This is a genomic window from Oceanispirochaeta sp. M1, assembly GCF_003346715.1.
Taxonomy (GTDB): Bacteria; Spirochaetota; Spirochaetia; order DSM-2461; family DSM-2461; genus Oceanispirochaeta.
The window spans coordinates 151942-164325 of the sequence record NZ_QQPQ01000011.1 but is presented as its reverse complement, the minus strand read 5'-3'; the positions used below and the strand labels follow the sequence as shown (position 1 = coordinate 164325).

Sequence of the window (12384 nt, the reverse complement as noted above, 5' to 3'; positions counted from 1 at the left end):
ATCCGGACCGGATAAAGATAACTTTACTTTTACTCTACGCTTATCACTCATAAATCTGATGATACCCAATTCATGAAGTTTATAAAAGATCTTGAATAAATTTAGAATTAGTCGGTCATGACACTAGTACTTTTTTCCTATTTAAGCGGAAATTCAGATATGCATCTGAAAAATTACTCCCTTATATACTTAAGCACGGGAATCAGTCTGGCACCTGCCTATGATCTTCTGAATACCTGTCTTGTTCTATCAGAAAAAGAAGATCCCGAAGAGTCTGCTCTGTCAATAAACGGAAAAAGACGAAAACTTAAAATCCAGGATTTTGTGAAATTTGCGGAATCATTGAAACTGCGAGAAAAACAGCTGATAAATGTTCATAAACGATTCAATGCTAAAAGAGAACAAGCCCGAAAACTAATTGAAGATTCTGTTCTGGAGGATTCTTTCAAACAGGAATATCTGAACCTTTTTAATACCAGGATAAGCCTGTTAACAGGAGAATGACAGGGTATTAATCATTTTTCTATCCCTGAAGATTCTGAATGATAAGAGTAATCAGCCGCAGCAGTTCTTATATTTCTTCCCACTCCCATAGGAACAGGGGTCATTCCGGCCTGTTTTATCCCGGGACAGGTCAATTATCTGACCCGCCACCGATTCACTTGTCCCCTTGAGGACCTTTTTCTGCCGTATGGCTTCCTCTTTCAGGAAAATAAAGGCTTTAAACCCTCAGGTCTAAGACATGGGGACGCGGCTGTGCACATGGTGTCTAAAGATTAAACCCCAGAGGGGATATTTACAGAATCACCCCTATAGGGTATAATTATTTTATATACCTTAAAGGGGATATTTAATGGATCATTTTGTACCAACAAGCGATCAATTGGGAATTTTATTGCGGAATATCAGAAAGGAAAGAGGTCTGACCCAGGCAGAAGCAGCCCGGGGTGCCGGTCTTTTACCCAAGACAGTGTCTCTTTTAGAAAACTCTCCAGAGCGCAGCAGTGTGGGAAATTTTTTCAAACTGCTTTCCTTTCTTAACAGAGAATTCCATATTCTGGATAAAAAAGACTATACAGTTTATGAGCCTCATGACGAGGAGTGGTGAATATGGGAAGAAGAGCTGAAAAACGAAGTCTAGCTGTTTGGATGAATGGCATCTATGTCGGCGAGTGGGGATTAGCAGCAGATCATGAATTTCACTATGATTCAGGATGGCTTAGCCGTAAAGAGAGCCGTCCCCTGTCGATCTCTCTTCCCCTTACAAGCGCTCGGTTTAAAGGATTGGTAGTCGAATCCTTTTTTGATAATCTGCTGCCTGATGCAGAAGAGATTCGTCAACGCCTTAGAAGCCGGTATTCCCTATCCTCCAAATCTGCCTTTGATCTTCTTTATGAAATAGGTAGAGACTGTGTTGGTGCCATACAACTCCTACCCCCGGATGTTAAGCCGGAGAATCTGAAAAGCATACATGGAACTGCAGCTGATGAGGTAACTCTTGGTAATCTGCTTTTATCAAGATGTGGCGGTCTGCTGAGGAATTCAGGGGACCGTGACTTCCGGATCTCTTTGGCTGGATCCCAGGAAAAAACAGCATTTTTACTACAGAGAAAGCAATGGATGGTTCCCATCGGCACAACACCGACTACTCATATTTTCAAACTGCCATTAGGCAGAATTGGAGATGGAAATATTGATTTAAGCAGTTCCGTGGAAAATGAGTGGTTATGCAGCCGGATACTTAGTCTCTTTGGAATGGACACAGCCCAATGCAGCATTGACAGCTTTAATGATGTAAAAGTCTTAATTGTGGAACGCTTTGACCGCAGATTTTCTGAAGATAGAAGCTGGATAATCCGATTACCTCAGGAGGATTTCTGCCAGGCAGCCGGTATTCCCTCCGCCTTAAAATATGAATGTGATGGCGGACCGGGGATTGTGGAAATAATGAATAAATTACGAGGTTCTGTTTTAGCAGAAAAAGACAGAAGGACTTTTTTTAAGTCACAAATTCTATTTTTCCTTCTGGCTGCAACGGATGGACATGCCAAAAACTTCAGCATATCACTACTGCCGGGAAGCCGATATCGCCTGACTCCTCTTTATGATGTTCTTTCCCTTTATCCGGTACTGGGCAGCAATGCCGATGAAGTTCATCCCAAACGAGCAAAAATGGCCATGGCTGTTTATGAACAAAGCGGGAAAACCTATCGTTGGGATCAGATCTGCCGAAGTCACTGGTATTACACTGCCAAGGCTGCAGGATTTCCCGTAGAGAGCTGCACAGAGCTACTGGAAGAAGTTCTTCAGGCACTGCCTGGAGTAATAAGTACTGTTCACCGGGAGCTGCCGGATAATTTTCCGAACTTAGTGAGTACCAGGATATTAAATGGCATGGAGGATGCGGCCAGACGGCTTATTAAGTAAAAAAGCCGTAGAATCGATTCTCAATCCTTAATTTTTTTATGCACCGGAAAGAGTTTTATTCCTCAGGGTTTCGGGAGATTATCGAAGACTTTTTTCAAGGCGTCTATGTTTTCACTGAGGAGCCCCAGCTCCTTACCCCTGGTATAGAGGTCGAAGGATTCCCCCCGGTTCTGTGCCGTGACGGCCTCTCCCATCAGGATATTTATGGACTCCAACTCCGGTGATGTTTCTTTGTCTGCTTCCTCTTCACCAAAAACATCTTTCCAGGGATCATCAGGTAGATCCAGTTCCATATCTTTTTCAAGAGCCAGATATAAAGAGATAGGAAGGTGAAAATCGGGTTCTTCCGGGATGGGATATGAGGAAAGGGCAACCCTCAGCTCTTCGTATCCTGTCCTGGAGAAGCTGCTGAGAAAAATATCTTCTGATTCCCTGTTATAGAGGATTTCTCCTGATAGAGGCAGTGACCTATCCTTCAGGCGCAGGCGGATGAAGGGCTGATCCTCTTTAGTATCCATAGGAACTGTCAAAAGAGACGGATCAAATCCGGGTAGATGGATCTCTGAGAAGATCCGTTCCATCCTGTGCTCTCTATGCATCACAACAGGGGTCTCCATGTAATTATCAATCTGAAAAAACCGGGCATAGTGCCTTAGGACAAAGCTGCTGAAACTGCTGCCTGTCCCCAGCTGGCCCTCCATAAAGCGGTAGAGCCGGACCAGGTCTTTCGCCTTAAAGCCTTTGTAGAAGCGTAGCATTCCGTAGCTGGCAACATGCCCTTCCTCTTCAGAATTCAGGGGGATCAAGGTCGTGATGACAGGCTGGCTATGTTTCAGGATTTCCAAATGATTCTGCTCCAGAGATCCTGAACAGCACAGATAGCTTTTTTCCTTGATGACATCCCTTATACGAAAGACATCTTTCTCCAGGCGGTTTTCTATGATAAAGATGCTCCAGAAAGGGATGGATTTTTTCCATGTTTTCAAAAGAGCGTTCTGCGGGGGAAACAGTTCTTCCCGAGCGCTGCGGGCAAATTTCTGCAGTAAGGCTGGGTCTGTTATGATCCGGGTAAACAGCCAGCTTGTGGCCATAAACTCCTGATATCCCTCGGGGAAATTCTGGAAGCGATCCATGAAAGGACCCTGTTCCCGGATGAAGACCTTATCCAGTTTATATTTGCGAAAACCCCAGCTGATAGCCCGGTCTTCCAGCAGTTCCAGCCTGTCGCTGAACTCTTCTGATTCATCTTTAATATTCTGGTATGACTTCATTCATGCCCTTCCTGTTCATTAACTGCTTTAAGAAAAAATAATCAAACTGAATAAAACTCTAATCCCAAAAATATCTCAAGGAGCGAGGGAGAGACTTCCCCCATATCTATATTCCTGATCTGTGATGAGACTTACAGCTTTTCAATTTCTTCCCGGCTTAAACCGGTTATTTTCTGAATGATTTGTGTTGAAATCCCTTTTTTCCTGCATATGGAAACTGTCTTTTGAATAGGATCACTTACTGTGTTTTCAACCCTTCATCAAATCCTTCGTCTCTGGCATCACTTATGAGTTGAGCCTGGTCCATTCTATATTTCATACGGCCTTCATAGATTTCCCGTAACTCATCATCATTGGTAAATCTGTTTAACCTTTCAAGATCTTTTAAAAAATTGAAGATCGTCTCGTATTATTATTTTCATTTTTTCCTACTCAACAACTCCCTCTATTTTATGGGAGTCATAGTTTTTCTATTTCTTCCCGGCTAAGTCCAGTGGCCTTCTGGATGGTATCGATTGAGATTCCATCTTTCTTGAGAGCTGTGGCTATACCATGAATAGACTCTTCCCTGCCCTCTTCTCTAGCATCACTCATGAATTGGGCCTGGTCCCTTTTAAATTTCATACGACCTTCATAGATTTCCCTTAACTCGTCATCTGCGGTGAATTTGTTAAAGGTTTCATGAGCCTGTTCGAAAATGGGATCGTCTTTTATCAGAATTTTCATTTCATCCTCCTCTAAAATACCTTCTTCTTTAAAGAAATAGGCCCACTTGTTCAATCTGTCTGCTGGAATCCTTGATGGATCGACTTTTATACGGGGCAATTCAAGATAATGGATTCTCAGATGATCCGTTAATACTGTTTCCGGGTCATCCAGGTCGGTAATCATATGACAGCTGTGAAACTGCCCCTCTTTTTTATCAGGAAACAGGGTGAAGTCCAGGAGGTTTATACAGATGACCGGATTAAGTTTTTTATATTCATGTCCTGTTTTCAATTGAGCTGAATAGAGTTTGGCCCAGTAGTAGAGACTCCTTTGTATAAACTCTCTGCTGCCGATGCTTTGTATTTCTACATCATAAATCCGCCCTGCGCTGTCCTTGGCTTTCACATCAAGAAAGGTCTCTTTATCATAAAAGACAGACCTCATGTTGATGGGATTTTCAATGGTCAGACTGTCCAGGGCTGAAAAACCTCTATCCAAAAGAACGGCGTTGATAAAATCTTTCAGCAGGGGCAGGTTTTCTTCCTGACCCAAAAGGACGCGTACCATAATATCAGATGTAGCTTTTATCCAGTTCACCATATTTTTCATTATAATCCCCCTTAGCTAAGAACTCAACGGGTGAAAAGGGGTTACTGCTTCAAATGAGCAATACATTATTTTGTACCGACTCCCGATCAACTGGGTGTTCTACTTCCTAACCTCAGAACAGAAAAGGGATTGACCGTACCGGTTAAGAGCAGAAATCGATGTCCCGGGAATGACACACCATGACAGGATATCACCAAAGAGGGGCAACGAGCTTTCCTGAAAGATTTTTTTTAGACAGACTTGCAGATTAAGTTCTTCAGTCATTATGTGATGATCCATCAATGTTTCAAGATTCTCAGGAAAAAAGATCAGGTCTATATCACTGCTGCCATAAATCCAGACGGTCCTGTTGGGGATAGAGATCTGGAGTATTTTTCTGACTTCATTTAAATATTAATCTGGGAGATCCGGACGGTCAAGGTCAGGCATTTTGGATAACCTTGATTAAGTGACGGGCATCCAGGATAAATGCAGGAAGAAGAATTAATGTATCTTCTGCAAAATGAGATCCATAATCCTGGGCCGTGCTATTCCTATTATCCCTGTAAACAAACCATCCTTCCTCCTCTTCCAGACTGATAAGTCCATGTCGGGCGGCCTAGTAAGGAATACACCCCGAATATCTTGGTCAAACAGAAATGGCTGTGGTATATTTTAATACCTGATGAGTCTTGAATACTATGCATTGCTTAACATGCGCAAAAACCACCCGGCCTGGCGACTGATGACCGCCGACAATGCCCCCCTGATTGCCGGATTTCTGGACCTGGCCTTTATACAGTCCAACCGGAGGGAGCAGAGCGAAACGGAACTGACTCTCCTTTTGGACGATTATCTGTTTCAGCTCAGAGATGCTTCCGGAGAAGATGCCTTTCCTCGGGAGGCCGGGGGATATCTGGACGAGTGGTGCCGCAATGACAGGGCCTGGCTGCGCAAATTCTATCCACAGGGCTCGGACGAGCCCCATTTCGACCTGACTCCCGCCATCGAGAAGGCTCTTCAATGGCTGGAGAGTCTGACCGCGACCACCTTTGTAGGGACAGAAAGCCGTCTTATGACCTGCGTTGATCTTTTAAAGCAGATGGTGACGGGTGTGGAGATGGACCGGGATCTGCGCCTGGCGGAGCTGCGCGAAGAGAGAGCCAGTCTGGACAGGGAAATTGAGGCAGTGAAGGAAGGGAATATGCCCCTTCTGGATGACAGGGAGCTGAGAGAAAGGTACCATCAGTTCAGTCTGACCGCCAGGGAGCTTCTCCATGATTTCAGAGCGGTTGAACATAATTTCAGGGAGCTGGACCGTTCGGTACGAGAGCGGATTACCGCCTGGTCGGGTGATAAGGGGGGTCTTCTGGATGCCATTTTCGGCGAGGAGGATGCCATCAACAACTCGGATGAAGGGCGGAGTTTTCAGGGTTTCTGGGACTTTCTGATGTCTCCCGAGAGCCAGGAGGAGCTGACGGCTCTCCTGGAAAGGGTTTTTTCCATAAAAGCCCTTGGTGAGTTTCAGGAGGACCGCCGCCTGAGACGTATCCATTTTGACTGGATGGCCGCGGGAGAACAGACTCAGAGGACTGTGGCCCTTTTATCCCGGCAGCTGCGGCGCTATCTTGAGAATCAGAACCTCCATGAAAACAGGCGCATCACGGCGCTGTTGAACTCCATAGAACAGGGGGCTCTGGAACTGAGGGAGGATGCTCCCTCTTCCTCCTCCTTTATGTCTGTCGATCATTTCAAGGCGGCCCTCCGCATGCCCATGGAACTGCCTCTGTTCAGGATTCCCATAAAACAGGAGCTGAACAGCCGCGTGGAGGAGGCCGAAAAAGACGAGATGGATACGTCTGTACTGTTTTCTCAGGTTGTGGTGGACAAGGGGCTGTTAAAAGAGAGGATTCTCCGATCTCTGAATGAGAAAGATCATCTGACTCTGAAGTCTTTGATAAAGGATCACCCTCTGGATGAGGGGCTGGCCGAACTGATGGCCTATGTGTCTCTGGCCGAGGATGACAGTCACGCTTATGTGAGCGATGAGGACCGGGACTCTCTGGAATGGACCGACCGGGAGGGCAGAAGAAGAAAGGCTCAGATGCCCCGGGTGTATTTCAGCAGTAAAACGAATAAGGAAAAAAAGAGATGAGGGATACTCAATCTACCGGGGAGTCTCTCTCCCTTCTTCTGATTCATCTTCTGAAGGGTGTCATACACAGAGACGATAATCCGCTGTTATGGCAGGATCTGCTGAAACTGCAGGCCGCCGTCAGAGATTACATGAAGCTTCTGGGGCTGAATCTGCATCTATTCGAAGACGAAGGGTTTGCCTATCTTGTGAACACAGAGTCAGTGGGAGAGGATGAAAAGAATCCCCTTCCCCGCTTGATTTCACGGAGGCAGCTCTCCTATCCGGTGAGCCTTCTGCTGGCTCTTCTCAGGAAAAGGCTGGCCGAGCATGATGCCCATAGCGGCGATGAACGACTCATTCTGGAGAAGAAGGAGATCATCCATATGCTGGCGGTCTATTTCCCCCGGAGCAGCAATGAGGTTCAGTTTCAAAAGAAGGCTGAATCCTGGATTCAGAGAATCAGTGAGCTGAGTTTTATCCGTTATCTGGGAGACCAGAGGGACAGAGTGGAAGTACAACGTATTCTATCCGTCTTTATCGATGCCCAGTGGCTGAATGAGTTTGATATTAGGCTGAAGGAATACAGAGAGTTCGGGGAGAAAGAGAGGGCCCCGGCGGTTTCCCGGGAGGATGAGTCATGAGTTCCTTTGATAATTTCCTGGATTTTGCCACTGAGAACAATCTGGCGGGATTCCGACTGGAAAAGCTGGAGGTGATGAACTGGGGAACCTTTCATAAGCAGATTTGGACCCTGAAGACAGACAGCCTGAATACCCTTCTGACCGGGGATATCGGTTCAGGCAAATCGACATTGGTCGATGCTCTGACAACCCTGCTGGTGCCCCCGGGAAAAGTGTCCTACAACAAGGCGGCGGGGGCCGAGTTCAAGGAGCGCTCCCTTCGCTCCTATATGCTGGGATATTACAAGTCCGAGAGAAGCGACAGCGGTTATGCCGCCAAACCTGTCCCACTGAGGGACGCCGGGAGTTACACTGTCCTTTTGGCGGTGTTTTCCAATGCAGGATTCAGTCAGAAGGTGACCCTGGCTCAGGTATTCTGGCATAAGGACGGGATCGGACAGCCCGGCCGTTTTTATCTGGTATCCGATCAGGCTCTTTCCATTAAAGAGCATTTTTCCGGTTTCGGCAGCAGTATCAAAGAGCTTCGAAAACAGCTGCGGGGCCTGAGCCGGACAGAACCGCTGTTTGACAATTTCCGTCCTTATGCGGCTGCGTTCAGGCGGCGTTTCGGCTTGAAGAATGAACAGGCACTGGATCTGTTTCATCAAACCGTATCCATGAAGTCCGTGGGTAATCTGACCTCTTTTGTTCAGGATCATATGCTTGAATCCTTTGCGGTGGAGCCACGGATAGAGGCCTTGATCCAGCACTTTGACGATCTGAACCGGGCTCACGAGTCGGTAATAAAAGCCCGTGAACAGATTGATCGTCTCCAGCCTCTTTCTGAAAATATAGATACCCATAAGAATGTGAGCTCCCTGAGGGAATCACTCAGAGAGAACAGGGAAGACCTCCGCAGCTATTTTGCCGCCGCAAAACGGGATCTTCTAGTGGAAAGAGTCTCTCGGCTGGATCAGGAACTTGAGAAACTGGAGCTTAAAAAACAGGGGCATGATCAGAGCCGCCGATCCCTGCAGAAAGACAGGGATCGGCTGAAACTGGCGGTCAGTGAAAATGGCGGAGATCGTCTGGAACAGCTGAAAAATGAAAAATCCGAAGCAGCTGAGAATTATGAACGTCGCCTGAGCCGGTATGAAGAGTATAACCAACAGGGGTCCGCCCTGGATCTGCCGGCCCCATCTTCAACCGCGATATTTCTGGAGAACCGGAAGAATATTGACAGCCAGCTGGAAGACTTGAAAAGTTGTCATGCTCATAAGCAGAATGCTCTGGCGGAATGCACCATGGAAATGACAGTACTGCGCAAGGCTCACAGAGAACTGTATGAAGAGCTTGAATCCCTGAAGACCCGAAAGAGCAATATTGATTTGAGGCAGATCCGGATACGGGATTCTCTTTGCGCCGCCCTCGCTGTGGACGTAAAGTCCCTTCCCTTTGCGGGAGAACTGATGATGATCGATCCTGATGAGAGTCCCTGGGAGGGGGCGGCCGAGCGGCTACTGCGCAGTTTTGGTCTCTCCCTTCTGGTGCCCGATGAGCTGTATGCCCGGGCGGCCTCCTGGGTGGACAAGACTCATCTGAAGGGACGTCTGGTGTACTTTCGGGTTGTAAATGGAAAAATCTCAACCTTTCAGGAGAGTTCGGAAAATTCTCTTATCCACAAAATCAGACTGAAGGGAAACAGTCCCTTCAAAGACTGGCTTGAGGAGCAGCTCCACAGGCGATTTGATTACAGCTGCTGTGAGGACATGGATCAATTCCGCAAATCCGCCAAGGCCCTCAGCCTGTCTGGGCAGATCAAGGGATCCCGCTCCCGTCATGAAAAGGATGATCGCCATAGTCTGCATGACAGAAGCCGTTACATCCTGGGCTGGGTGAATGATGACAAGATTAAGACTCTGGAGAGTCAGTTAAAAGGTCTGGAAAACAGGATTCAGTCCATGGGACTTGATATTTCGGGCTTGCAGAATCAAATTCACGATCTGGATGTACGCAGAGACGGTCTGAATCAGCTGAAGGGATTCGGCCATTTTGACGACCTGAACTGGACCTTTTACATGGAAGAGGGGACCCGGCTGGATGAAGAGCTGTCCCTGCTGGAAAAGGCTTCCGACGTTCTCAAAATCCTGAACGACCAGTTAATCGGGCTGGAGGAACGCCTTTTATCCGGAGAGAGGGAGCTCGATTCCCTGAAAGACCGAATCAGTCGGAAACAGAGCAGCAGGGATGCCGCTTTGGACTTGATAAATGACTGCCGTAATGAGATTGAGGAGAATGACCTCCGGGACGGGAATTTACGCTGGAGAGAATTGGATGAACTGAGACTGGAAGTCCTGGGAAATCAGCCTCTCAAAATCGAGAATTGTGACAGCCGGGAACGGGACCTTCGGGAATGGATTCAGAAGAAAATAGACAGTGAAGATAAAAAGCTTAAGAATCTGAGTGAAAAAATAATCCGGGAGATGGAAAGCTTCAGAACCGATTATCCCGTAGAATGCCGTGATATGGATGCGGCTCTGGATGGAGCCGGAGAGTATCAGTCCCTGCTGAATCAGCTTCTTCAGGATGATCTGCCCCGGTTTGAAGAGAAATTCAAGGAAGAGCTAAACAAGAACACTATCCGGGAAATTGCCTCTTTTCAGTCGATCCTCAGCAAGGAGAGCCAGGAGATCCGGGAAAGGATTGAGCAGATCAACAAATCCATGAGCGCCATCGAATACAACAAGGATCGATATATCCTGCTGGAGGCCCTCCCCGCCTCAGATCACGAAATCAGGACATTCCGTCAGGATCTCAGGGCCTGTATGGAAAACAGTTTCACCGGTCAGGAGAACGATCAATACACGGAATCCAAATTCATACAGGTCAAGGAGATAATCAACAGATTCCGGGGACGGGAGGGATTAAGCGATCTGGACAGACGCTGGACCCGCAAGGTCACGGATGTGCGGAACTGGTTTGTCTTTGCCGCCTCGGAGCGCTGGAAGGAAGATGACAGTGAATATGAACATTATACCGACTCGGGGGGTAAATCGGGTGGGCAGAAGGAAAAGCTGGCTTACACGGTCCTGGCGGCCAGCCTGGCCTATCAGTTCGGCCTGGAATGGGGTGAAATCCGATCCCGGAGCTTCCGTTTTGTGGTGATTGACGAAGCCTTCGGTAGAGGATCTGACGAATCGGCCCGATACGGTCTGGAACTGTTTAAAAAACTTAACCTGCAGCTTCTGATAGTCACGCCGCTGCAGAAAATTCACATCATTGAACCCTATGTTTCCTCCGTAGGATTCGTCCACAATGAAGAGGGAAAGTATTCCCGCCTGCGGGGGATGACCATGGAAGAATACAGTGAAGAAAAAAAACGATGGCTCAGATGAAATGGCCGGGGATCGGAGATCTGAAGCGCGAACTGATCATAAAATGGGATAAAGGGCGGTATTACAGGCTCCTTTCGGATGACTCGGATGACAGTGGTTTTCCTCTTCGGATCAGGCTGAAAATCCCTGACAGCACAGAGATTCTGAATCAATTTGCAGAGGTATCCAGCTGGGTGGAGCTCTGCAGAAAGGAGGCCGAGAGCAGCGGAGTTCAATTGGAGTGGCAAGAAATCAACCACCGGCAATTCGGCAGAAACAGCCTCCCTCGGGCTCTCCGGTTCCAGGAGATCGACGACCTGGCCGTATTTATCGGCAGGGATAAGGAACTGAAGCTCTACAGGAGGCATTCCACACGGCTTTTGTCATCATATCCTGAGCTTCTTTCCTGGCTGCAGCGTTATCCCATGGAGATTCTGAAACTGGAAGACAGTCTGAGCAGGCTGCTTTCCTTCCTGACCTGGGTCTGCGATCATCCCGACCCCGATATCTATCTGCGCCAGCTCAGTCTGCCCGGTGTGGATACCAAATTTCTGGAAGGGCACAAGCGAATTCTATCCCAGTGGCTGGATATTATATTACCATCCTCCCGGGTGAATGAGGAATACACGGGAATCAGGCAGTTTGAGAGACGCTACGGCTTCCGGGGAAAACCGGAACTTGTCCGTTTCAGAATTCTTGACAGGAACTGCGCTCTGGCAGGATTGCAGGATCTGAGCATCAGCTCTTCTGATTTTTCCAGTCTGAATCCCCGGGGGATTGAGAATATCATCATCCTGGAAAATGACATCACCGCCCTCAGCCTTCCCGATATAAAGGGAACCATGGCTGTTTTCGGCAGGGGATATTCCTTTGAAAATATGAAAAAGGCTCATTGGATGAGGGACAGAAAGATTTGGTACTGGGGGGACCTGGACAGCCACGGGTTTGCCATTCTCAGTCAGTTCCGGAGCCATTATCCCCACAGCCGATCCATCCTGATGGATGAAGAGACCTTCTTGAGCTGCAGGGACTGCTGGACCCTGGAATCCACAGCTCAGAAACGAGAGTTAACAGGGCTGACCGAAGCCGAGAATCAGCTTTATACCCGTCTTATTACTGCAAAATGGGGAGAATCTCTGAGGTTGGAACAGGAGTTTATTCCCTTCAATCAGATTATGAAGGCCTTACATTCTGTGGGGCTGGAAGGGTTATCGCGTCTCCCTGTCTGAATACATTACTGAGTTCAAGTTTCTCATTCT

At 47.5% G+C, this 12384-nt stretch carries 9 protein-coding genes; 7 read left to right on the top strand and 2 right to left on the bottom strand.

The window, feature by feature from the left end; all coding sequences use genetic code 11:
- Positions 1-117 precede the first annotated feature (117 nt).
- The 3 genes from DV872_RS10035 (at position 118) to DV872_RS10025 (ending at position 2427) form a co-directional block, all read left to right on the top strand.
- Positions 118-504, top strand: coding sequence for a HipA domain-containing protein (locus DV872_RS10035; RefSeq protein WP_114629792.1), 387 nt, complete (start codon positions 118-120; stop codon positions 502-504).
- A gap of 349 nt (positions 505-853) precedes the next feature.
- Complete coding sequence (locus tag DV872_RS10030; RefSeq protein WP_114629791.1) at positions 854-1108, top strand: helix-turn-helix domain-containing protein; 255 nt, start codon at positions 854-856, stop codon at positions 1106-1108.
- Between the two features lie 2 nt (positions 1109-1110).
- The gene (locus DV872_RS10025) at positions 1111-2427 is read left to right on the top strand and encodes a type II toxin-antitoxin system HipA family toxin (protein ID WP_114629790.1); all 1317 of its coding nucleotides are present in this window, start codon (positions 1111-1113) and stop codon (positions 2425-2427) included.
- Positions 2428-2489: 62 nt separating this feature from the next.
- Here the strand turns inward: DV872_RS10025 and DV872_RS10020 are convergent, their stop codons facing one another.
- Both DV872_RS10020 and DV872_RS10015 read right to left on the bottom strand, forming a co-directional pair.
- The gene (locus tag DV872_RS10020) at positions 2490-3698 is read right to left on the bottom strand and encodes a hypothetical protein (protein ID WP_114629789.1); all 1209 of its coding nucleotides are present in this window, start codon (positions 3696-3698) and stop codon (positions 2490-2492) included.
- Positions 3699-4157: 459 nt separating this feature from the next.
- Positions 4158-5015: an Rpn family recombination-promoting nuclease/putative transposase gene (locus DV872_RS10015; protein ID WP_114629788.1), complete on the bottom strand. Its 858-nt coding sequence runs from the start codon at positions 5013-5015 to the stop codon at positions 4158-4160.
- 664 nt (positions 5016-5679) lie between these two features.
- On the opposite strand from DV872_RS10015, the gene DV872_RS10000 reads away from it, so the two are divergent.
- The 4 genes from DV872_RS10000 to DV872_RS09985 are packed head-to-tail and all read left to right on the top strand — an operon-like array spanning position 5680 to position 12354.
- Complete coding sequence (locus DV872_RS10000) at positions 5680-7149, top strand: DUF3375 domain-containing protein (protein ID WP_114629787.1); 1470 nt, start codon at positions 5680-5682, stop codon at positions 7147-7149.
- The gene (locus DV872_RS09995) at positions 7146-7772 is read left to right on the top strand and encodes a DUF4194 domain-containing protein (RefSeq protein WP_114629786.1); all 627 of its coding nucleotides are present in this window, start codon (positions 7146-7148) and stop codon (positions 7770-7772) included. Before DV872_RS10000 ends, DV872_RS09995 begins: the two co-directional genes overlap by 4 nt.
- Positions 7769-11146 carry an ATP-binding protein gene (locus tag DV872_RS09990; protein WP_114629785.1) on the top strand — a complete coding sequence of 1126 codons (3378 nt, stop codon included), beginning with the start codon at positions 7769-7771 and terminating at the stop codon, positions 11144-11146. Before DV872_RS09995 ends, DV872_RS09990 begins: the two co-directional genes overlap by 4 nt.
- A complete protein-coding gene (locus tag DV872_RS09985; protein WP_114629784.1) occupies positions 11134-12354 on the top strand; it encodes a Wadjet anti-phage system protein JetD domain-containing protein in 1221 nt (406 codons plus the stop codon). Before DV872_RS09990 ends, DV872_RS09985 begins: the two co-directional genes overlap by 13 nt.
- The last annotated feature ends 30 nt before the right edge of the window (positions 12355-12384 follow it).